Annotated in this window: 22 protein-coding genes; 11 read left to right on the top strand and 11 right to left on the bottom strand. The window is 66.9% G+C overall.

The features are described 5' to 3' along the window. Complete coding sequence (locus D2V04_RS07855; protein WP_119512812.1) at positions 1–528, bottom strand: SixA phosphatase family protein; 528 nt, start codon at positions 526–528, stop codon at positions 1–3. Next, positions 525–3,248 carry an ATP-dependent DNA helicase gene (locus D2V04_RS07850; RefSeq protein ID WP_119512970.1) on the bottom strand — a complete coding sequence of 908 codons (2,724 nt, stop codon included), beginning with the start codon at positions 3,246–3,248 and terminating at the stop codon, positions 525–527. Before D2V04_RS07850 ends, D2V04_RS07855 begins: the two co-directional genes overlap by 4 nt. Positions 3,249–3,776: 528 nt before the next feature. Between D2V04_RS07850 and D2V04_RS07845 the strand changes: the two genes are divergently transcribed. Both D2V04_RS07845 and D2V04_RS07840 read left to right on the top strand, forming a co-directional pair. Further along, positions 3,777–4,514 carry a hypothetical protein gene (locus D2V04_RS07845; protein WP_147391797.1) on the top strand — a complete coding sequence of 246 codons (738 nt, stop codon included), beginning with the start codon at positions 3,777–3,779 and terminating at the stop codon, positions 4,512–4,514. Between the two features lie 103 nt (positions 4,515–4,617). Beyond that, positions 4,618–6,249, top strand: a complete 1,632-nt coding sequence (locus tag D2V04_RS07840) for a lysine--tRNA ligase (protein ID WP_119512809.1) — start codon at positions 4,618–4,620, stop codon at positions 6,247–6,249. Between the two features lie 17 nt (positions 6,250–6,266). Here the strand turns inward: D2V04_RS07840 and D2V04_RS07835 are convergent, their stop codons facing one another. Continuing rightward, positions 6,267–6,935 (bottom strand): prolyl hydroxylase family protein, encoded by a 669-nt coding sequence (locus D2V04_RS07835; RefSeq protein WP_119512807.1) that lies wholly within the window; start codon positions 6,933–6,935, stop codon positions 6,267–6,269. 86 nt (positions 6,936–7,021) lie between these two features. Here D2V04_RS07835 and D2V04_RS07830 point away from each other — a divergent pair, with 86 nt between their 5' ends. Beyond that, positions 7,022–7,579, top strand: coding sequence for a cytochrome b (locus D2V04_RS07830; protein WP_119512805.1), 558 nt, complete (start codon positions 7,022–7,024; stop codon positions 7,577–7,579). Between the two features lie 89 nt (positions 7,580–7,668). Here the strand turns inward: D2V04_RS07830 and D2V04_RS07825 are convergent, their stop codons facing one another. The 4 genes from D2V04_RS07825 to D2V04_RS07810 form a co-directional block, all read right to left on the bottom strand. Beyond that, on the bottom strand, positions 7,669–8,472 hold the full coding sequence (locus D2V04_RS07825; RefSeq protein ID WP_119512803.1) for an RcnB family protein: 804 nt from the start codon (positions 8,470–8,472) through the stop codon (positions 7,669–7,671). A gap of 139 nt (positions 8,473–8,611) precedes the next feature. Then, positions 8,612–9,304 carry a DUF2459 domain-containing protein gene (locus tag D2V04_RS07820; protein ID WP_228766319.1) on the bottom strand — a complete coding sequence of 231 codons (693 nt, stop codon included), beginning with the start codon at positions 9,302–9,304 and terminating at the stop codon, positions 8,612–8,614. A 47-nt stretch (positions 9,305–9,351) separates the two neighbouring features. Further along, on the bottom strand, positions 9,352–10,263 hold the full coding sequence (locus tag D2V04_RS07815) for a 50S ribosomal protein L11 methyltransferase (protein ID WP_119512801.1): 912 nt from the start codon (positions 10,261–10,263) through the stop codon (positions 9,352–9,354). Between the two features lie 55 nt (positions 10,264–10,318). Continuing rightward, positions 10,319–11,029 (bottom strand): SDR family NAD(P)-dependent oxidoreductase, encoded by a 711-nt coding sequence (locus D2V04_RS07810; protein WP_119512799.1) that lies wholly within the window; start codon positions 11,027–11,029, stop codon positions 10,319–10,321. A 197-nt stretch (positions 11,030–11,226) separates the two neighbouring features. Between D2V04_RS07810 and sdhC the strand changes: the two genes are divergently transcribed. The 5 genes from sdhC to D2V04_RS07785 are packed head-to-tail and all read left to right on the top strand — an operon-like array spanning position 11,227 to position 15,378. Beyond that, positions 11,227–11,607 carry a succinate dehydrogenase, cytochrome b556 subunit gene (gene sdhC, locus D2V04_RS07805; RefSeq protein ID WP_119512797.1) on the top strand — a complete coding sequence of 127 codons (381 nt, stop codon included), beginning with the start codon at positions 11,227–11,229 and terminating at the stop codon, positions 11,605–11,607. An 11-nt stretch (positions 11,608–11,618) separates the two neighbouring features. Next, positions 11,619–12,005 (top strand): succinate dehydrogenase, hydrophobic membrane anchor protein, encoded by a 387-nt coding sequence (gene sdhD / locus D2V04_RS07800; RefSeq protein ID WP_119512795.1) that lies wholly within the window; start codon positions 11,619–11,621, stop codon positions 12,003–12,005. Beyond that, positions 12,005–13,867 carry a succinate dehydrogenase flavoprotein subunit gene (sdhA, locus tag D2V04_RS07795; protein ID WP_182849705.1) on the top strand — a complete coding sequence of 621 codons (1,863 nt, stop codon included), beginning with the start codon at positions 12,005–12,007 and terminating at the stop codon, positions 13,865–13,867. Before sdhD ends, sdhA begins: the two co-directional genes overlap by 1 nt. A 2-nt stretch (positions 13,868–13,869) precedes the next feature. Beyond that, positions 13,870–14,484, top strand: coding sequence for a DJ-1/PfpI family protein (locus D2V04_RS07790; protein ID WP_119512793.1), 615 nt, complete (start codon positions 13,870–13,872; stop codon positions 14,482–14,484). Positions 14,485–14,514: 30 nt separating this feature from the next. Then, positions 14,515–15,378, top strand: a complete 864-nt coding sequence (locus D2V04_RS07785; protein WP_228766318.1) for a glycoside hydrolase — start codon at positions 14,515–14,517, stop codon at positions 15,376–15,378. 66 nt (positions 15,379–15,444) lie between these two features. Here the strand turns inward: D2V04_RS07785 and D2V04_RS07780 are convergent, their stop codons facing one another. Together D2V04_RS07780 and D2V04_RS07775 are read right to left on the bottom strand one after the other, a co-directional pair. Next, positions 15,445–16,089, bottom strand: coding sequence for a peptidylprolyl isomerase (locus D2V04_RS07780; RefSeq protein ID WP_119512791.1), 645 nt, complete (start codon positions 16,087–16,089; stop codon positions 15,445–15,447). A 20-nt stretch (positions 16,090–16,109) separates the two neighbouring features. Continuing rightward, positions 16,110–17,258, bottom strand: a complete 1,149-nt coding sequence (locus D2V04_RS07775; RefSeq protein WP_119512789.1) for an alpha-hydroxy acid oxidase — start codon at positions 17,256–17,258, stop codon at positions 16,110–16,112. A 172-nt stretch (positions 17,259–17,430) separates the two neighbouring features. Between D2V04_RS07775 and D2V04_RS07770 the strand changes: the two genes are divergently transcribed. After that, the gene (locus tag D2V04_RS07770) at positions 17,431–17,763 is read left to right on the top strand and encodes a BlaI/MecI/CopY family transcriptional regulator (RefSeq protein ID WP_407672085.1); all 333 of its coding nucleotides are present in this window, start codon (positions 17,431–17,433) and stop codon (positions 17,761–17,763) included. Further along, positions 17,760–19,328, top strand: coding sequence for a M56 family metallopeptidase (locus tag D2V04_RS07765; protein ID WP_119512785.1), 1,569 nt, complete (start codon positions 17,760–17,762; stop codon positions 19,326–19,328). Before D2V04_RS07770 ends, D2V04_RS07765 begins: the two co-directional genes overlap by 4 nt. 13 nt (positions 19,329–19,341) lie before the next feature. Here D2V04_RS07765 and D2V04_RS07760 read toward each other — a convergent pair whose 3' ends face one another. Next, a complete protein-coding gene (locus tag D2V04_RS07760) occupies positions 19,342–19,989 on the bottom strand; it encodes a hypothetical protein (RefSeq protein WP_182849704.1) in 648 nt (215 codons plus the stop codon). Position 19,990: 1 nt separating this feature from the next. After that, complete coding sequence (gene ypfJ, locus D2V04_RS07755) at positions 19,991–20,863, bottom strand: KPN_02809 family neutral zinc metallopeptidase (RefSeq protein ID WP_119512783.1); 873 nt, start codon at positions 20,861–20,863, stop codon at positions 19,991–19,993. 111 nt (positions 20,864–20,974) lie between these two features. Here ypfJ and D2V04_RS07750 point away from each other — a divergent pair, with 111 nt between their 5' ends. Continuing rightward, complete coding sequence (locus tag D2V04_RS07750; RefSeq protein WP_119512781.1) at positions 20,975–21,730, top strand: 3-hydroxybutyrate dehydrogenase; 756 nt, start codon at positions 20,975–20,977, stop codon at positions 21,728–21,730. Positions 21,731–21,740: the final 10 nt, after the last annotated feature.

The raw sequence follows: 21,740 nt of genomic DNA, 5'->3' as shown, positions 1-21,740 counted from the left end.
TTACTCTTCCGGCCCCAGCCTCGGGTCGAGGTCGCGCGGGCGCTTGAAGTGAACCAGCCGCCCGCAGCCGGGCGCCAGATCTGCCCAGTCATCGATGTCGAGTTCGAACGCAGCGAACGTCGCGGTCGGGTATTTGGTCGCCGCTTCGTCGAACATCCCGTTCTCGGCCGATGGGGGCACGAGTGCGAAGAGCACTTCCTGCAGGCCGGGATTGTGTCCGGCGACGAGCACGGCGTCCGCACTCCCCGCATTCTCGCGTACAACGTCCAGGATCGTTTCGGCGCTGGCGAGGTAAAGACGCTCGTCCCACCGCGGTTCTGCATCGGGCAAGGCGGCGGTGAGCGTCTGGCGCACGCGTTCGGCAGGACTGGCAAACAGCAGGTCCCACGTGACGCCATGTTCGACGATGTGCCGGCCGATCAGGCGTGCACCCTTGCGTCCGCGCGCGTTGAGGCCGCGATCGAAGTCGCGCTTGCCCACGTCGTCCCAATCGGACTTCGCGTGGCGCAGCAATCCCAATCTCTTCACGACGGCTGGCGGTCCTTCGATTCCCGTGCGGCTTCGGCCCCTGAAACACCTGCGGCCACGCGTTGTAAAGCTTCGGCCAGCGTCAGCCTGATGACAGGCGTGCCGGTGGGGAAGGCGCTGAGGAGCCTGCTGGGGAAGGCGGAGGAGAGCACGACGAAATGGCCCGCGTCGTCCTTCGAGCGGATCAACCGCCCGAACGCCTGTGCCAGCCGCGCCCGGATGATGCGGTCGTCATAGGTGCTGCCGCCGTTGGCTGCGCGGCGCGCGCGGTGGAGAATATCGGGCCGGGGCCATGGCACCTGCTCCATGACGACGCAGCGCAGCGAGTGGCCGGGCACGTCCACCCCGTCGCGCAGCGCGTCGGTACCGAGCAGGCTCGCCGCGGGATCGTCGCGGAAGATGTCAACCAGCGTGCCGGTATCGATTGGATCGACGTGCTGCGCATAGAGCGGGAGGCCTGCGCGTGCGAGACGGTCGGCGATCCGCCCATGGACCGCGCGCAGGCGCCGCACTGCGGTAAACAGGCCGAGCACACCGCCGTTCGCAGCCTCGATCAGGCGTGCATAGGCGCCGGCGAGCGCCGGCAGGTCACCGCGCTTTATGTCGGTGACGATCAGCACTTCCGCGCGGGTGGCATAGTCGAAGGGGCTCTCCGCGTGCGCGAGCATGGGCTCGATCTCGATGTGCGGCGCACCCGAGCGAGCGATCGCGTTCTGCCAGTCGTCGCCGTCGCGCAGCGTCGCGCTGGTGAGCATGACCCCGTGCGCCGGCTCCAGCACGACGCGCGCGAAAGGCTTCATCGGATCGAGCCAGCGACGATGGATGCCGACGTCGAACTCGCGCGCCTCGCTGCGATCGACCGCCAGCCAGTCGACGAACTCCGGGTCCGCCGGGCCGCCAAGCCGGTCGAGCAGCGCTTCCCACGCCTGCAGCAGGTCGACCCTCCAGGCGAGCGAATGGCGGGCCCCCTCGATCCGGGCACGGCCCTGGCCATCAAGCCAGTCCGGGGCGTCCTCGACGACAGCTTCGAGCCGCACGCCCAGCTTGACCAGCGGACGGCGGATAGCGGCGAGGGCGTCGCGCGCCGTCTGCGCCTGTTCGACGAGGCTACCGGGCAGGCCTGCTGCTTCGGTCTCGATGCCGTACCCGGCTTCCTGCCCGCCGCTCTCGTCGCGTGCGTAAGTGCATGCCCGCACCGCCGCGAGGAGCGCTTCGAGCGGGCCGTACGGCTCACCGTCGTTGAGGCGCTGAAGCCATCCGTCGGACGGTAGCGCCTGCGCTGCTTCGAGCGCAGCCTCGATCGCCTCACCGCCGGCCTCGTCGTAGCTCGCGACGTCGGCAAGGCGGGCTGCAAGGCCCCTGCGTCGCCCGCGATTCTTGCGTTCCGGCCCGACGATCCAGCGGCGGAGCTCGATCGCTTCCTGACCCGTCAGTGCGGCGGCGAACGTGCTGTCGGCGGCGTCGAAGACGTGGTGGCCCTCATCGAAGACGATCCGCGTCGGCCGCTGTGCATGATCCCGCCCGCGCGCGGCGTTGATCATCACTAGCGCGTGGTTGGCGATGACGAGGTCGGCCTGCGCCGAGGCGCGCGCGGCGCGTTCGATGAAGCATTTGCGGTAGTGCGGGCACCCGGCATAGACGCATTCGCCGCGCTGGTCGGTCAGCGCCGCGATCCCGCGCTTGCGGAACAGCGTGCCGAGCCAGCCCGGCAGGTCGCCGCCGATCATGTCGCCGTCGCGGCTGTAGGCGGCCCAGCGCGCGACCAGATGGGCGAGGATCGCAGCACGTCCGCCGAAACCGCCCTGCAGCGCGTCCTCCAGATTGAGCAGACACAAATAGTTCTCGCGTCCCTTGCGCACCACGACCGGCTGGGTGCCGTCGGCCCGCCGTTCGGGCCAGGCGCGGCGGCTTTCTCCGCGGAGCTGGCGCTGGAGGTTCTTGGTGTAGGTCGAGACCCAGACCGTGCCCCGTGCGGCCGAGGCCCAGAGCGAGGCCGGGGCGAGATAGCCGAGGGTCTTGCCGATGCCGGTGCCCGCCTGCGCCAGCAGCAGGTGCGGCGCGGCGCGCTTCGCCCGCGGCGCGAATACTTTGCCGACCTCGCGCGCGTAGAGGCGCTGCCCTTCGCGGCGCTCCGATCCGGCGCCGGTGAGGTGCGCGAGTTGCGCCTCGATCTCCGGTTCCTCGATCAGCACCTGCCCGGGCGGTGAGCGATCGGGGGCTTCCTCCCACTCCGGCAGGCGCGAGAACAGCCACTTCTCAGCCCGCTCCGGCCGCACGACGTGCGGCGCCAGCACCTGCGCCCAAGGCCAGCGCAGCCGCACGAGCGACTGGAGCGCGGACCACGCGCCCTCGCGCTCCGCCCAATCCGGGCTGCCGCAAGTCTCGAGCAGCGCACCCGCCGCCTGCTGAAGCAGCGCGGGCACTGCATCGTCGTTTGCCGGCTCCTCCAGCCCGAGGGCGTGGGCGAGTCCCTTGGGGGTCGGCACGCAGAAGCGGGCGGGGTAGATGAAAGCGAATAGCTCCAGCAGATCGAGCCCCGAGAGGTCGGGATAGCCAAGCCGGGTAGCCACCAGCGGCGCGTTGAGCAGCAGCACCGGCGTATCCGCCGCGGCCATGATCGCCTCGCCCTTCGAGCATCCACGCGTGTCTCCGTTGGCGTCTCGCAGCCAAGTTCCGGCATGGCTGGCATGGAGGGCGGGGAGAGGCACCGGCTCGGGCATCGGTGGACGATGCTCGACCGAGAACGGAAAGTAAACATGGGCGACGAATTCGCAAAACAAGGGCAACGCCCGAACGCACGGAGGCCGCGTCCCGTCGCGAAATCAAGTTGCTAAATGCCGCGAAATCAACGGCTCTCGCCTCTCTGAACGGCAGATAAACAGGAACATGGCAGAAATGTGCCGCGTTTTTGAGAGACTATGCCCAAAACCAGACACCACCTCCGCAGCGCCCCCATCGTGATCGCAGCGATGCTCGCGCTAGGCAGCACTTCGGCTTTTGCACAGACGGCGCCGGCTTCTCCGACGCCGACCACCCCGTCTGAGCCGATCATCCTCCAGCTCCCAGTCTCCCCGGCACCAACAACGAGTCCGCCCGCCACTGCCGCCCCGGACGCGACTGTATCCACGCCTCCGGCAACGCAGCCGCCAAGCATCGTGCTAGATATACCGCCAGCGCCCTCGGCCACCGCTGGCGAGACCGCTCCCGAAGCGGCGGCCGCTGCGTCGCCCGCTGAGACGGCCGCACCGGTGGCCGATCGCGAACCGGTTTCGGAACGCAGCGCGCCCGCCGCGGCCCCGAAGGCTGCCCGTGATGCGGCACCGGTCGCGGTGCCGGACTCGGCAGCGGAGGCTTCTGAAACCTCCGCTGCCGATGCCTCGCTTCCGGTCGAAGCGGCGGCTGCATCGGTGCCGACGGCGGCCAGCGCTCCCGACGGCGCGGTGGCCGAGCCGTTGCCCGATACGGATCCGGACTGGATCGCCCTGATCGCCCTGGCGCTCGTCGGCCTCATTCCGCTTGCCTTGGCATTCATGGCCTTCGCCTGGTTCCGGCGTCGATCGCGCCGGGCGGGCGAAGTCGAGATGGCTGTGGCGGAACGCGAGGCCGAACCGGTGGCAATGGAGCCGGTGGAGAACAAACCGGCCCCGATCGTCGAACTCGCTGCGGTCCGCGAGCCCGAGCTGGCTCGCGACGTCCACAATCCACTCGATGACTATCGCGGCCAGCCCGCCGACGGTGCGGCTGTCGCCCTGCCGGCGGAGCTTCCGGAAACCTTCGAGGAGCGTGACGCGCTGCTCAAGCGGATGATCGCGGCGAAGCCCGACCGGGCCAACCCGTTCCGTTCGACGAAGGCGCGAGCCCGGCGTGCGCGGCTGATCCTCCAGTCGCTTGGCCGCAAGTTCGAGAACGGCCGTCCGCGGATCGACCTGAGCGAGTACACCGCGAACTGGCCGACCTTGGCGCGGCGCCCCGTGCGCTACGCCTGACCCGCGAGGGTCGCAGGGAAGGGGCGCTCCGGCGAGGGGCGTCCCTTTTCTCGTGCGTGCCTTCGCACTTGCAACATCGGCCGCCTTGCGCGAGAGGCGGGCAATGACCGAGCAGACCCTGATCGAAGCCGCCCGCGTGTCCAAGGCCTGGCCATTCCAGGAGGCGCAGCGGTTGCTCAAGCGCTATCCCGACGGCAAGCCCGGCGGCGCTCCGGTCCTGTTCGAGACCGGTTATGGCCCCTCGGGTCTGCCGCACATCGGCACCTTCCAGGAAGTCCTGCGCACAACCCTCGTGCGCCGCGCTTACGAGGCGCTGATCGGCGCCAAGCCGGAAGACGGCAAGACGCGCCTTGTCGCCTTTTCCGACGACATGGACGGCTTGCGCAAAGTGCCCGACAACGTGCCGAACCGTGAGATGCTTGCCGAGCACCTCGGAAAGCCGCTGACGCGCATTCCCGATCCGTTCAACGCCGGGTTCGACAGCTTCGCGCACCACAACAACGCCAAGCTGCGCGAATTCCTCGACCGCTTCGGTTTCGAATACGAGTTCATGTCATCGAGCGAGCACTACAACTTGGGCGGATTCGACGATGCTTTGCGGCAGGTGCTGCGAAACAATCAGGCGATCCTCGACATCATGCTGCCCACGCTCCGCGAGGAGCGGCGGCGGACATACTCGCCCGTGCTGCCGATCAGCCCCACTACCGGTGTCGTGCTGCAGGTACCTGTCGAAGTGGTCGACGCGGAGGCAGGCATCGTTCGCTTTACAGACGAAGATGGCACGGTCGTCGAACAGTCGGCGCTAGGCGGTATGGCCAAGCTGCAGTGGAAGGTCGACTGGGCGATGCGCTGGTATGCGCTCGGCGTCGATTACGAGATGTGCGGCAAGGACCTGACCGATAGCGTCACCCAGTCGGGCAAGATCGTCCAGGTGCTCGGCGGCCGCAAGCCGGAAGGGCTGATCTACGAGCTGTTCCTCGACGCCAACGGCGAGAAGATCTCGAAGTCGAAGGGCAATGGCCTGACGATCGAGGAATGGCTGACTTACGGCAGCGAGGAGAGCCTCGGCTTCTACATCTTCCCCAATCCGAAGAGCGCCAAGCAACTCCACGTCGGCGTAATCCCGCGCGCGGTAGACGATTACTGGCAGTTCCGCGCACGCCTGCCGGAGCAGGAGCTCGACAAGCAGCTCGGCAACCCGGCGTGGCACCTGCTCCGCGCGAATGGCGGGTTCGACAACGCCGAGGCCCCCGGAGCGGGCGACACCCTGCCGGTGACCTACGGGCTGCTGCTCAATCTGGTCGGCGTGCTCGGCGCGGGCGCGACGCGCGAGCAGGTCTGGTCGTACCTCGGCAACTACATCGCCGATCCCGATCCGGCGAAGCATCCCGAGCTCGACGTGCTGGTTGGCACTGCGCTCGCCTACAACCGCGATTTTGTCGCACCGACGCTGGAGCGCCGCGCGCCGACCGCGAACGAGGCCGCAGCGCTGCGTCGGCTCGACGAGACGCTAGCTGATGCCGCATCCGATACCCAGGCCGAGGACCTGCAGACAATCGTCTACGAGATCGGCAAGGACGAGCAGTTCGGTTTCGAATCGCTGCGCGACTGGTTCAAGGCGCTCTACGAGACGCTTCTCGGATCGAGCCAGGGGCCGCGCATGGGCAGCTTCATCGCGCTCTACGGCATCGAGAACAGCCGCCGACTGATTGCCGAGGCCCTCGCGCGCGATTGAGGCGTTGGCCTACCCGCTCACCCCCACTTGCGGGTGCGATACCACTTGGTGATGACGTATTTCACGCCGCTCTCCACAGGGGTGCCGGCGTGCATGGTGTCCTCGTTCGGCGTGCCGTCGGGCAGGGCGTTGTTCCACGTCAGCAGCACGCCCGGCTTGGGCGGGATCTTGATCCCGACTTCGGTGAAATGCGTGTCGCCACCCGTCTCGACTGCGTTGAGGAAGATCATCGCCGTCCAGCTCCGCTGGCCGCCACGCTTGCGCTCCATCTTCCAGTAGTCTTCGGTGGTGTAGAACCAGTCGTTGTGCGGCTTGAACTCCTGACCGGGCATATAGCGCTGGCCCTGGATCGCCTCGCCCGTCTCCGGCTTCATGCCGAGCAAATCGTCGATGCGCCGCGAGATGCCGGCCACGAACGGATCGCGGGGGTCGAGATTTCCCGAATATGAGGTGCGGAATCCGGTCGAGTAGTCGGTGTCGTAGAGCGTGCTCGGTTGCGCCACGGCGTCGATCATCAGGATCAGCCGCTGGCATTCGGCAGGACTCAGGAACTCGCCGATGGCGAAAATCTCCGCCTTGTCGGTCGGAACCTTGTAAGCTTGGGGATCGGCCTCGAGCCGCTTGCGGACCGAGGCGCCGACGCGCTTGAGCGCGTCCTTGTCGGGGATAGTCGCGGTCTTCGTCATATCGCGCTTCCCTACCAGCGCTCCGGTATGCTTCAAGAGGTCTGGAGGCCGATGGGCAGCTCCATCGGACCAGAGGGAGATGGATCATGAACGAAGCTTCGGGACATCGTTATCCAGGTGTGGCCATGCTGTTGCACTGGCTGCTGGCCATCGGCGTATTTGCGCAGTGGCGCATCGCGATCTCGGCGGAGAACGCCCCCACCGACGAAGCAGGCAGCGAAATCATGGCCAATCACTTCTCGCTCGGTGTGGTCCTGCTGTTGCTTGCCCTGGCGCGCCTCCTATGGCGCTTTATTCAGCCGAATCCGCCGCTCGCAGCGCATCTCTCGACCTGGGAGCGCTGGTTGGCGAAGATCACGCACACGCTGTTCTATGTTCTCCTGATCGTCATGCCGCTGGCCGGCTGGCTCGCCATGTCGAAATACGGAAGCGGGGTGGACGTGTTCGGCATTTTCACGCTGCCCGCCATGCCGGTGGAAAGCGATCCTGAAGGCGCGCGCGAGATATTCCACATTCATGCGGCGGCGGGGATCACGCTGCTGGTGATCACGGCGATCCATATCCTCGGCACGCTCAAGCACACGCTGGTCGATCGGGACGGTAACTTGTTCCGCATGCTGCCGTTCGGAACGCCCAAGGCCTGACGGCACATGCAAGAACCCCCGCCGGTTCGCACCGGCGGGGGCTTGCAAGGGGCTGCCGGGCTGAGAGACCCCGGCAGCGGGGGAGGCGCTTACCAGAAGAAGTCGTAGATCACGTCGACCACTTCGCCGGAATAGGTGTTCACCAGCAGCACGTCGTCGTAGTAGCGGACCCAGCGATAGGGGCCGTATGCCGGCGGCAGGCGATACTGCCACGGATCGTTGATCCAGTAGCGGTTGCTGTAGAACAGGTTACCCAGCCGGAACCCGATATTCACCCGATTGTAGCGGTAGTTGCGATAGGGCGAGTAGTAGCGGCCGATGCGGTAGACGTGCCGGTTCGACGCGCGATAGCGATGCCAGTCGTAGCGACTGTTGTCGCGCCAGCGGCGGTTCCACGCGCGATGGTCGCGCCGATCGCGCCTGTCGTCCCAGCGGTCGCGGCGGTTGTCGCGGCGATCTTCCCAGCGGTCCCGGCGGTTGTCGCGCCGGTCGTCCCAACGATCCCGCCGGTCGTCGCGGCGATCCCGCCAGTTCTCACGGCGATCGCGGTTACGATCGCGCCGGTTCTCACGGCGGTCCTGGTTCCGCTCGCGCCAATGTTCACGGCGGTCCTGATTGCGGTCGCGCCGATCCGCGCGACGCTCCTGCCGTTGCTCCCGCCGGTCCTCGCGGCGCTCGCTGCGGGCGCCGCTCTGCCGCACGGCGCGGCGCATGGCATCCCAGCGAATCCGCTCGTTCCCCTGTCGAGCATTGCCGCGGCGGTCGTCGCGATCACGAGAGCGTTGCTGCGTTTCGGCAGAGGCGGCGAAGGCTTCGGTGGGCAAAGCGGTCAGCGCCATTGCGCCGGCCACGGCCGCCATCGCGCTTCCCTTCAGAAATTGTCCAAGTGTCATCGTGGGTCTCCGTTCGTCGAGAACACCGCGCCCACCGCCTGCGGCTCCTCTGATAAGATGGGGCCCTTTTAGGATGGACCGAATGACCGGGAACTGAACCGGCGTGTAGGGCTGCCGTTCAGGTTCATCGCGGTTTCGCTTAACGAGAAAATCGACGGTCCGTTCGCGGAACCCACTTCATCACACCGCCTGCGAACGGAGTCCACCATCCCGTCCTGACCCCGGCGCCCGCCAGCGTATCGCTGGTCCACTGGTTGCAGGTGTTGCCGAGGTGATAGGTGCCCGGTGCATCGTAGAATACGTCCCAGTCCTCGTAACCGCCATGCACGGTGCGGCGGTCGGGCGGGACGACCTGCGTCTCGATAATGCGGACAAGGCGAGCGTATTCCGCGGGGCGGAGGCGCAAGACCCGCGCCGTGTCGCTGGAAGCCGGACGAACATAGTGCGCAACGTGGAGCAGGCCGTCCCCGCCCGTTGCTGCGTTGATCGCCGTCGGCAGCGAAAGGTCGGCCCAGGTGGGTGTATTGAGGAAGACCTCGCGCTCCCCCCAACTGACCGAGACGTGCGTATAGGGCCGATCCGGTGCCGGCAGGTCCGCTGCCGGGAAGTCCGCGCGCCAATCCTTCTGCGAATTGACCAGCGGCATCACGATCGCGGTGTGGACGCCGTTGGTTTCGATCATGATCTCGACGCCGCGCTCCGGCTCCGTCCAGTCTCCGTTGCGCGGGATCGAAGAGCCGATCCAGGCAAACGCCATGAACAAGCCGATGACGAGCGCGAGCAAGGCGAGGACCTTTCCCGTGATGCGCCAGGCCCTCTTGTTCGCCAGCAAACTGCCGCGGAGCCCTGCCGCTCGAAGCGGCGAGGGGGGCGGGGAGGTCACCGTGCAGCCCGCCGCCGCAGCCAGAGGATCGACCAGTCGCCGTTCTTCACGCGCGATGCCAAACGGAATCCTTCCCGGCGATACGCTTGCCGTACCCGCGGCTCCTGCGTTCGGAGCAGTCCGGCGAGGAGCAGATTCCCGCCCGGCGTCACGGCGCCTGCGAAATCGGGCGCGAGTTCCACCAGTGGCCCTGCGAGAATGTTGGCGATCAGCAGGTCGTAGGGTGTGCGGGCCCGGAGCAGGGGATGGTGCATGCCGTCGGCGACGACCATCGTCAGTTTACCCGGACCGCCCCCGATTGAGAAGCCGTTCGCGGCGGCGTTGTCCTCGACCACGCCCAGGCAAGCCGGATCGATGTCGCTCGTGGTCGCTAGCGCGCGCGGCCAGAGCGTGAGCGCGGCGAAGGCCAGCAGGCCGGTGCCGGTTCCGATGTCGGCGAGGTTGCGTGGGATGACGCCGCTGCGCTTCATCGTGTCGAGCATGGCGAGGCACCCCGCTGTGGTCGCATGCTGCCCGGTGCCGAACGCCTGACTGGCGGGAATCGAGAGGTTCACCACGCCCGGCGTGTCGCTCGGTGCGTGCTCTGGCGTGTGGACGAAGAATCGGCCTGCGCGGATCGGCTCGAGGCCCAACTGGCTCTCGGTCACCCAGTCCGTCGGCGGCAGCTTCTCCGCAAGCAGCTCCGGCCCAGCATCGGGGAACAGCGCGGACACCATGGCTCGATCGGCTCGGGTCGGTTTGCGCGGGAAGTACGCGTCGAGCCGCCAGTCCAGCGGCTTGTCTTCCGCCACCTCGCAGCCGGTGAGAACGACCTCATCGTCCCACTCCATCGCGTCCTCCTGCGCGACGAGAGCGGCCTGAACCGCCGACTTGTCGGCGAATGCGGTGAGTTTCCAGCTATTGGGCATGAGGCTCACTAGCCCTATCGCTCGCGCGGCGGAAGCGGGTGGTGCGTGATTGCGACTACCGGACGTAGCTTGCCCCGTTTGCGTCCACCGTCGCGCCGGTCATGCTGGCGGGGGCGTCGAGCGCGCAGAAGACGGCGATGGCGGCGATTTCCTTCGGCTCGGCGACGCGGCCCAGCGGGATGTCGGCGAGGAGGCCAGCGCCACCGCGACTGGCGAGGTAGTCGCCCGCCATGGCCGTGTCCGTGAAACCCGGCGTGATCGCGAAGCTCAGGATGCCGTCTTTCGCGTAGGCTCGCGCGATCGTCTTGTGCATGGCCAGCATGCCGCCCTTGGCGGCGGCGTAGTGCCAGTGGGCGGGCGAGTCGCCCCGGTGTCCGGCGCGGCTCGCCACATGGACGATACGGCCCGGCACGCCGCGCTCGAGCCAGTGCCGCACGGCAAAGCGCGAAAGCTGCGCTGCGGAGGTAAGGTTGATCCGCAGAGTATCTTCCCACGCGTCGAGCCATTCGATGTCGGATCGGTCGATCGGATTCGCCTGGAACAGCCCGGCGTTGTTGATCAGGACATCGATCTCGCCATCGGCGCGGTCCAGTGCCTCTTCCCACAGCATGTGCGGGGCCGCCGGTTCGGCAAGATCGGCGCCGATGGTCTGTGCATCGTGTGGTGCACTGGCGTGGCCGATCACGCGCGCCTGGCGCGTTTCGAGCTGTGTGCGGATCGCGGCGCCTATACCGCGGCTGGAGCCGGTGAGCAGGATCGTTGGCATGCCCGGCGCTTATCGCACCGTCACCCGTCCGTCATCCCTGTGCGGTCGATGATCCTAGATTGTCGTGCAGGAACTGCGCCGGCCTGTGGGGGGACAACGGGGAGAACGATTATCGCTGGCAAGCCCCACGCGCCTTGTCTCGCCAGTCGATTGCGCTAAGGGGAAGGCGCAATTTCAAGGGTAACCGGACGATCGCCATGGCCGAAAGACCACTCTCGCCGCATCTCAGCATCTGGAAATGGGGGCCGCACATGCTGGTCTCGATCCTGCACCGTGTCACCGGCGACGGAATGGCGATCGTGGGGCTGGGCGTGCTGCTGTGGTGGCTCGGCTCGCTGGCGAGCGGGCCCGAGGCCTACGCGACCTTCACCGGCATCGCGACCGCCTGGTACGGCTATGTCGTCCTGGTCGGGCTTTCGTGGGCCTTCTTCAATCACATGACCTCGGGCCTGCGCCACTTCGTGCTCGACATCGGGGCGGGGTACGAACTCGACACGAACAAGGCCTGGTCTGTCGCTTGCCCGATCATCGGCATTGCCCTGACCGCGGCGTTCTGGGCCGCTCTGCTGCTTCTCTGAGGATTTGAACGATGGGTAACGGAACCTCGATCGGCCGCGTGCGCGGGCTGGGCTCGGCGCATGAGGGCGTGCATCACTGGCTGCTTCAGCGCTTTACCGCGATCGGCAACCTCATTCTCGTGCTGTGGTTGGTCGGCTCGATCCTGCTGCTGCCCGATCTCTCCTACGCCACTGTCACAGGCTATCTCTCGCATCCGCTCGCAGCGACGGCGATGGCGCTGCTGATCGTCAGCCCGTTCTGGCATGCGCGCCTGGGCCTGCAGGTGATGATTGAGGACTACGTCCACACGCCCGGCAACAAGTTCGCGGCGATCGCGCTGCTCAATGTCGCGACCGTTGGCGGCGCGGCCTTCGGCCTGTTCTGCGTCGCCCGCATCGTATTCGGAGGAGCCGCCTGATGGCCAACCCGGCACCCAAGACCGCCACCAACAACCAGGCAAGCCAGAAGGCCGGCCAGCAGCCCGCCTATCCGATCGTCGACCATACCTATGACGTGGTCGTGGTCGGGGCCGGCGGCTCGGGCCTGCGCGCGACGATGGGCGCGGCCGAGAGCGGTCTGAAGACCGCTTGCATCACCAAGGTGTTCCCGACCCGCTCGCACACCGTCGCGGCGCAGGGCGGCATCGCCGCCAGCCTCGGCAACAACACGCCCGACCACTGGTCGTGGCACATGTACGACACCGTCAAGGGCTCCGACTGGCTCGGCGACCAGGATGCGATCGAATACATGGTGCGCGAGGCGCCGCAGGCCGTCTACGAGCTCGAGCACGCCGGTGTGCCGTTCAGCCGCAACGACAACGGCACGATCTATCAGCGTCCGTTCGGTGGCCACATGCAGAACATGGGCGAAGGCCCCCCCGTGCAGCGCACCTGCGCCGCGGCGGACCGCACGGGCCACGCGATGCTCCACGCGCTCTACCAGCAGAGCCTGAAATACGACGCCGACTTCTTCATCGAGTATTTCGCGCTCGACCTCATCATGGAGAACGGTGCGTGCCGCGGCGTCATGGCCATGTGCCTCGACGACGGGACGATCCACCGCTTCCGCGCCAAGGCGGTGGTGCTCGCCACCGGCGGCTACGGCCGCTGCTACTACACCGCGACGAGCGCCCACACCTGCACCGGCGACGGCGGCGGCATGGTCCTGCGCGCGGGCCTGCCGCTCCAGGACATGGAATTCGTGCAGTTCCACCCGACCGGCATCTACGGTGCGGGCGTGCTCATCACCGAGGGCGCGCGCGGCGAGGGCGGATACCTGACCAACAGCGAGGGTGAGCGCTTCATGGAGCGTTATGCCCCAAGCGCGAAGGACCTTGCGAGCCGCGATGTCGTCAGCCGCTCGATGGCGCTCGAAATGCGCGAGGGGCGCGGCGTCGGGCCGGAGAAAGATCACATCTACCTCCACCTCGATCATATCGATCCCAAGGTGCTCGCCGAGCGCCTGCCGGGCATTACCGAGAGCGGCAAGATATTCGCCGGCGTCGACCTGACGCGCCAGCCGCTCCCGGTCACGCCTACCGTCCACTACAACATGGGCGGCATCCCCTGTAACTATCACGGCGAGGTCGTGACGATCGGTCCGGACGGTGATCCCGAAACGGTCGTGCCCGGCCTGTTCGCGGTGGGCGAGGCGGCCTGTGTCTCGGTCCACGGGGCGAACCGCCTCGGCTCGAACTCGCTGATCGATCTCGTGGTGTTCGGCCGTGCGACCGGCCATCGCCTCAAGGAAATCATCAAGCCGGGCACCAGCCACGACGAGCTCCCGCAGGACAGCGCCGATCTCGCGCTGACCCGTCTGGACCATTTCCGCAATGCCAGCGGCGGTTCGCCGACGGCGGCCGTTCGCGCGGAAATGCAGAAGGACATGCAGAAGCATGCGGCCGTGTTCCGTGACAGCAAACTGCTCTCCGAAGGCGTCGAACTGCTCAAGCAGGCGAACAAGCGGATGGAGGACATTCATGTTTCCGACCGCTCGCTGATCTGGAACAGCGACCTGATCGAGACGCTCGAACTCGACAACCTGATGGCACAGGCGAACGTCACCATCGCCTCGGCCGAGAACCGCAAGGAAAGCCGCGGCGCGCACGCGCATGAAGACTTCCCCGAGCGGGACGACGCCAACTGGATGAAGCACACCGTCGCGTGGTTCGAAGGGTGGGGCGGAAACGGCGGCGCGGTGAAGATCGATTACCGCCCGGTTCACGAGTACACGCTCACCGACGATATCGAGTACATCAAGCCGAAGAAGCGGGTGTACTAGCCATGCAGATCGCAGTCCTGACGTTCGACGGGTACAATGAACTCGACTCGTTCGTCGCGGCAGCGATCCTCAATCGCATGCATGGAGCGGGGTGGAAGGCGCACATAGCGTCCCCCACGCCGCTTGTGACATCGATGAACGGTGTGACCGTCGAACGACAGAAACCGCTCGAATTCGCGCGCGAGGCGGATGCGGTGATCATCGGCAGCGGCATCCGCACCCGCGAGATCGCGGCCGATCCCGCCCTGCTGGCGCGGATCGAGCTCGATCCGGAGCGGCAACTTATCGGCGCGCAATGCTCGGGCACCCTGCTTCTGGCGGAACTTGGGCTGATCGGGGACTTGCCGGCCTGTACCGACCTTACCACCAAGCCGTGGGTGATCGAGGCAGGTGTGAACGTGATCGACGCCCCGTTCGTGGCACACGGCAACGTCGCGACGGCCGGCGGCTGCCTCGCTTCGCAATACCTCGCCGCCTGGGTCATCGCGCGCCTCGCCGGAGAGCGCGAAGCCGAAGACGCGCTGCACTACGTCGCGCCGGTCGGCGAGAAGGATGTCCATGTCGATCGCGCCATGGCCGCGGTGCGACCCTTTCTCGGTGCGGCGGTCACAGTCTAAGGGAAGACAGGCGATCCAGTCCGACGTTCGATGAGAGTCATTCTCCTGCTTCCTCTGACGGTGCTTCTGGCCGGCGCCTGCGCGGCGCTGCCGCCACCGCCCGAGAACCTCGAGCTCGATCCCTTCTATACGAAATATGTCGAGGCCGAGGGCATTCCCATCGTCGGCTCTCCGCGCGTCGCCGACGAGGCGCTGGTTAGCGCCCGTTCGATCGTCGAGGGCATGCTGGCGCACCGTCCCGATCTCGCTGCGGTGCTCGCGCGCAAGGGCTATCGCGTCGCGATCCTCGCGGATGAGGAGGCGATCACCGATCTGCCGGAAAACGCGCACTGGACCAAGCCTGCGCACGACGATCCACGACTGACCCGCTGCGAGCGCAAGCACTATGACGTGCGGATCGGAAGCCTGACCGACCGCGAGTACTGGAACGCCCGCGCCCGAGGCATCGGCGGCGTCCACACGGTTGCGGCGGAGGAGGACGTGCTCGGCAAGCGCACGAGCCGCTATTACGGCGAGACGATCCTCGTCCACGAGTTTGCGCATAACGTCCTCGACGCGATCCGTGTGGCCGATCCGCAGCTCTACGCCGAGGTGGAAGCTGCTTATGCCGAGGCGCTCGAGGAAGGTCTCTGGCGCGACGAATACGCCAGCACGACAGTGCAGGAGTACTGGGCGGAAGGGACGCAGTTCTGGTTCAACTCGAACCGCCTGGCGGTCTTCGACGGCCGGCAGATCCTGAATCACTCGGATCTGGAGACATACGACCCGCGCCTCGCAGCAGCGCTGCGCACGGCCTACGGCGACCGCCATCGCCTCGCCGCCGATCCATTCCACCGCCACCCTGCTCGTGTGCCGCCGGGGCCGATTCCACAGAATACGGCCGAGGTGTGCTGACTAGCTGCGCCTGATACGCAAACCCGGCGAGGAGCTCATACCACCGCTCCGCACGGCGAAATCGAGCTATTTGGCCTCGACGCGGCGCGCCTCGATAATCTTCACGGGCTCCGCAAGCATCTGGCCCTTCATCCAGCCTTCGCCCTTGTCCGGATCGGTCGGCGCGGCGTGGATCGCGCGGACGACGTCCATTCCTTCGACGACATGGCCGAAGGCGGCATAGCCGGCGCGCAGCTCCGGGTCGTCGGACGCGGGGTCCGCATCCATCCCCGGTTGCTCCTGCAGCAGGATCGAGAAGTCGCCAGTGGCCGTGCCCGGCGCGTTGCGTGCCATCGAGAGTGCGCCCGCGGTGTGAAGCACGCCGGTCTCGCTCGTCGGTTCGTGAGCGATCGGGGGCAGGACCCGCTTCGGATCGTGCTGCGTGCCCGCCTGGATCAGGCCGTTGGGTTGCTCACCCCAGTCGAGCCGCATGGCGCGGTAGAACACGATCCCGTCGAAGCGGCCCTCGTCGACATAGCGCAGGAAATTCGCGGCGGTGACCGGTGCCCGCTCGGTCTCGATCGCGGCGGTAATGTCACCCATCGTCGTCTCGAGCACGACGAGGGTGGTCTCGGCTTCGGCTTCGGGGGAAGGAATAGGCGCGGTGTCCTGCGCGAACGCAGCGGAGGCGAGCGCGAAGGGCAGGGCGAGTGCGGCGAATCGTCTGAACATGCCGCGACTATGCCGGACTTTCACCGCCGTCGCAGCATGCTGCGTTCGAGCTGGTCGACCGATGTCACGCCCATCAGGCGCATGCCGCGTTCGATTTCGTCCTTGAGTAGCGTGAGCGCGCGTTCGACGCCTGCCTGTCCGGCGGCGGCGAGGGCGTAGAGGTAGAGCCGACCGCCCGAGGCGGCGGTGGCGCCTTGTGCCAGCGCTTTCAGCACGTGGGTCCCGCGCCGCACGCCGCCGTCGCAGATAATCTCGATCTCGCCGCCCACCGCGTCGACGATCTCGGCAAGCTGGTCGAAGGGCGCGCGGCTGCCGTCGAGCTGACGGCCGCCGTGGTTGGAGACCATGACCGCGTCGGCGCCGATCTCGACCGCGCGGCGCGCGTCGGCGACGCTCATGACCCCCTTGAGGCAGAAGGTGCCGCCCCAGTCCCGCCGGATGCGCGCGGCGGTGTCCCAGTCCATCGCCGTGTCGAGCATGGTGTTGAAGTATTCCGCAATCGACACGGCGCGGCCGGTCCCTTCGCTGACATGGGTGTCGAGATTGGGCAGGCGGAACTTCTCGCGGAATACATAGTCGAGCGCCCAGCGCGGCCGGGTGGCGTAGGACCACACGGCACTCGGCGTGAACCGGGGCGGGGTGGTGAACCCGCTGCGGGCGCACCGCTCCCGTTTGCCCGAAACGATCGTGTCTACTGTCAGCGCCAGGGCATCGAACCCGGCTGCCTTGCAGCGTTCGATCATCGAGGCGTTCAGCCCATCGTCCTTGTGGACGTAGAGCTGGAACAGCTTGGGTGTTGACACGAGTGACGCGATCTCTTCGATACTCACGGTCGCGAGGCTGGAGATGCCGAACCAAAGGCCGAACCTCTCGGCCGCTCGCGCGACGGCTCGCTCACCCTGCCAGTGGAACACGCGCTGGAGTGCGGTGGGGCTGAGCATCAGCGGCAGCGCGCTGTGGCGGCCCATGATCGTGCAGCTTGTGTCGATCTCGGCCACGCCGGCGAGCACGTTCGGCACGAGGTCTACCTCGTCGAACGCAGCCGTATTGCGTGCGCGGGTGATCTCGTCGTCGGCCGCGCCGTCGATGTAGTCGAACACCGGCCACGGCAGGCGGCGCTTGGCCAGCAGGCGCAGATCGTCGACATTGTGGCAGTCCGACAGATGCATGACCGGGCTCTACCAGCAGCATCGGCAGGCGCCAATCGGTTCATCCATGCTTAATGTTTACAAGCGTAATCGGTAAGTCTACAAACGTAGACGCAAAACCGGGGAGGTTTTCGTGGCGAAGTCCGAAGAAGACGAACGGCCGGAGCGCATCAGCGATGCGGAGCACGCCGTCATGGAAGCGCTCTGGGCGAAAAGCCCGCTGACCGCCGCCGAAGTGTGCGAGGCGGTCTGTGCGGAGCGCGACTGGAGCTTGCCGACGGTCAAGACGCTGCTCTCGCGGCTCGTGACCAAGCAGGCAGTGGCGACCAAGCCGGACGGGCGGCGGTTCCTCTACAGGCCGCTCCTCGCCCGCGACGATTATGTCGGCGATGAATCCCGCCGGCTGGTTGATCGACTGTTCGGCGGCCGCGCGGCGCCGCTTTTCGCCCATCTCGCCCAGGAGGAGGCGTTGACCGACGCCGACATTGCGGAGATCGAGGCGCTACTGAAGGAGCTGAAGCAATGAGCTGGCTTCTCGATACGCTCGTCTGGACCGCGGCGCTGATCGCGCTGGTCCTCCTGCTGCGCCGTCCGGTTGCTCGCCATTTCGGAGCGAAAGCGGCGTACGGGCTATGGCTGCTGCCGTTCCTCCGTCTGCTGCTGCCGCCGATCACGCTGCCAGCTTCGCTCGCGCCCGAAACGCCGGCCGCACCCGCCGTGATGCCTTCCGAAACCGCCAATCTCATCATCGATCGAACTGCCGCCCTGGACGGGACGGGGGCAGCAGTGGAGGCAGCGTCGCCGACAATCCCCTGGGCGGCGGCGCTGCTTGCACTGTGGCTCGCGGGCGCGGCGGTGTTCCTCTGGTTGCGCTTCTCCGGATACCACCGGATGCGCCGTGTGCTGCTCACAGGCGCGGTGCCGGTGGGGGAGGCGGGCAAGATCCGCCTGGTCGAGACGTCCGAGACCAACGCTCCGATTGCGTTCGGCGTGCTCGACAAGGTCGTGGCCTTGCCGCCGGGTTTCATGGCCCAGCGCGACCGCGCTGCGCGCGATTTGGCTCTGGCCCATGAACTCGCCCATCACCGTGGAGGCGATCTGCTGGCGAACTTTGCCGCACAGCCGCTGTTTGCCCTGCACTGGTTCAACCCGCTGGCCTACGCGGGCTGGCAAGCCATGCGGCGCGATCAGGAAGCGGCGTGTGATGCCCGCGTGGTCGAGAAGAGCGACCGCGAGACCCGCGCCGCCTACGGCCAGGTTATCGCCAGCTTCGCCGCTGGCCCCCGCGTCGCGCTCGCCGCACCGATGGCCTGCCCGGTGCTGGGCGACAAGTCGATCATCCATCGTTTGAGGAGCCTGACCATGTCCGAGATCACTCCGCGCCGGCGCATGGCCGGGCGCGCACTGCTTGCCGCCGGATTGTTGGCTCTGCCGCTGACCGCTTCGATCAGCTATGCGGAAACCACAACCCTGCCCGAGCCGCCCGAGCCACCCGCCGCGCCGGCCGCTCCTGCCGACGTGCCGCCGGCCCCGCCCGCTCCCCCGGCGCCTCCCGCGCCCCCGGCACCGCTCCCGCTCCAGGTTGTCGGCGATTACCCCGATGGCGAGCGGCGCCACGTCGTCGTCCATCGGCTCGATGACGAGCGTGAGCGCATGGTCGTCAGGAGGTACGGCGATGACGCAACCAGGCACGACCATCTCCGGCGTCTTTCTTCGGAAGAGCGCGAGGCGCACCTCAAGGCACTCGAAGAGCTCGATAAACTCGGCGAACTGGGTAAGCTTGGCGAACTCGGCGAACTTGGTAGTTTGGGCGAGCGTATCGGCCATGAGGTGCGCGTCGCTCTGGCCGACATGCCGGAGGTTCCGCGCGTGATCGAGGGCTGCCGCGGCACCGACGCGGTACACGAAAGTTCGGAAGATGGACGGCAGGTCATCCGGATCTGCACCGCCGCGATCAATGCGGAAGCGATGCGCGGCTTGCGCGAGGCCCGGGCAGAGGTCGCCCGCGACCGAGCGATCTCGGCGGAGATGCGGGCGCGCGTGCTGAGCTCGCTGGACGAGTCGATCGCGCGGATGGCTGCAAAGAACTAGACCGCGCGGCGGTTCAGCCGCCCACCGGCTGCACGACTTCATTGGAAACGAAGGTGATCCCCCGGGCGCCTTCGCTTTCCGCGTTCGGCTTCTCGTCCACGGGCGCGGCTTGCGCGCTGGCAGCGCCGAACGTGAGTTCGGTTTCGGCCCATTCGACGCGGTCGTCCTTCGTCACGTCGATCTTCGCGAAGGCGGGCCGGGCCGGATAGGCGCAGCCCATCTGTTGGCCCAATCCTTTCAGATAGCCGCGCCGGATCAGCCCTGCGACGATTGCCGCCTCGAACTCGCGCTGGTGGTCGGCCGCGCCGGTGATCTCGCGCACGATGCTGCGGAAGGGAATGAACGATCCCACCGCGCTCTTGGCGATGCGACCCACGGATATATCGTCGCGGTGCTCGTCGGCGATGTCGAGGTCGGTGCCGAGCACCGCATCAAGCTGGGCGATTGCCCCTTCGACTTCGCTGCATTCGTCGAGGCTTTCGTTCGCGTAAGGCGCCTGTGCCGCGGCGAGCAGAATCTCCGGAATTGGATCCTTCGCGAGGTTGAGATCGGTGAGCGGCGTGGTGGCGATGTCCGCCATGTCGGGGTCGGGATCGCGCACGTTCGCCTGGTCCCGTGCCGCGAGCGGCGCGCCGGCCAGAACCGAGGCCAGCGCGAGCACCCTAGCGCATGTCGAAATAGGCATCGCACACACTGTCATCGGCCTGTTCCATTCCGCGCTGCAGCGCTTCGGTGCGCTGGGCGCTCGAACCGTGGGTGAAACTCTCAGGGCTGACCTGCTGTCCGGCCTGGCGCTGGAGCGTATCGTCGCCGATGGCGCTCGCAGCGCGCAACCCTTCCTCCATGTCGCCCGGATCGATCAGGTTGCGGTTCTTGCCGGCCCAGACGCCGGCATAACAATCCGCCTGCAGTTCCATCCGCACCTGCAGCTCGTTGGCGCGGCCCGGGTTCTGCGATTGCGCGCTGCGTACCTGAGCGGCGAGTCCCGTGAGGTACTGGATGTGATGCCCGTATTCGTGGGCCATGACGTAGTAGCGGGCAAAGTCGCCGCCCGCGCCGAGTTCCCGAGCCAGCGTGTCGTAGAAGCTCGTGTCGATGTAGATACCCTGATCTGCGGGGCAGTAGAACGGCCCCATCGCGCTCGATGCGCCGCCGCAGCCGGAATTGGTGCCGCCGGCGTAGAACTCGAGAACAGGGTCCTGGAAAGCGATTCCCGCGCGTTCGAACTCGGGTTGCCAGGTGCGATTCAGCGAATCGAGCGCGTTGCAGGCTTCGAGAGCATATTCGTTCTGTTCGCAGACTTGCGTTTCCGACAGGCTCGATTGCGGCCGCTGCCCGGCGGGTGCGCTCTGCTGGACGCTGTCGATCGTGCCGAGCATCTGGCCGGGGTCCACTCCGAACACGAGCGCGGCGACGACCACGATCACCAGTGTGCCGCAGCCGACTTTGCCGCCACCGCCGCCGGGAAACCTGCTTCCGCCCCCGCCACCCTGGCGTACGCGAATATTGCGCGGATCGAACCGGTTGAGCCTCATCTATTCATCTCCCCGAAGGCGCGTCCGCCGATAGTATCTGGACAGGTGCAGACTTGCCCGCAAAAGCCGTCTAGGCAAGGCTTTGCTCATTAAATCTGCAGGGGGTATCGAATGTTCCTTTCTGGCAAGCGTGCGCTCGTCACCGGGTCGACCTCCGGTATCGGCCTCGCGGTCGCGCGCGCTCTGTCGGCGGAGGGGGCGGAGATCGTGCTCAACGGCTTCGGAGAGGAAGCCGAAATTGCCCAGCTTTGCGACGAACTTCGCGCGCAGCACGTCGGGGCGGACCTGACCACGCGCGAAGGATGCGACGCGCTGATGGATGCCGCCGGGCCGATCGATATCCTGGTCAACAACGCAGGGATGCAGCACGTCGCCCCGGTCGAGGCGTTTCCGGTCGAGAAATGGGACGCGATTATGGCGCTCAATCTGACCGCTGCGTTCCACACGGTGCGCCGCGCGGTTCCGCACATGAAGGAACAGGGCTGGGGGCGGATCGTCAACGTGGCGAGCGCGCATTCGAAGACCGCGTCGCCCTTCAAAAGCGCCTATGTCGCCGCCAAGCACGGCCTCGACGGCTTCACCAAGACCGTCGCGCTGGAATTGGCCAAGAGCGGAGTAACCGCGAACTGCGTCAGTCCGGGCTATGCCTGGACGCCGCTGGTCGAGAACCAGATTCCCGATACGATGAAGGCGCGCGGCCTATCGCGCGAAGACGTAATCGACGATGTGCTGCTGGCCAAGCAGCCGACCAAGAGGTTCGTCCAGCCTGCGGAAATCGGCGCGCTCGCCGTGTTCCTATGCCGCGACGAAGCGGGCAACGTCACCGGTGCCAACTGGAGCATCGATGGCGGTTGGACCGCCGAGTAACCGGCGATGC

Source organism: Pelagerythrobacter aerophilus, assembly GCF_003581645.1.
Taxonomy (GTDB): Bacteria; Pseudomonadota; Alphaproteobacteria; order Sphingomonadales; family Sphingomonadaceae; genus Pelagerythrobacter; species Pelagerythrobacter aerophilus.
This window is presented reverse-complemented; position numbering and strand designations above follow the sequence as displayed.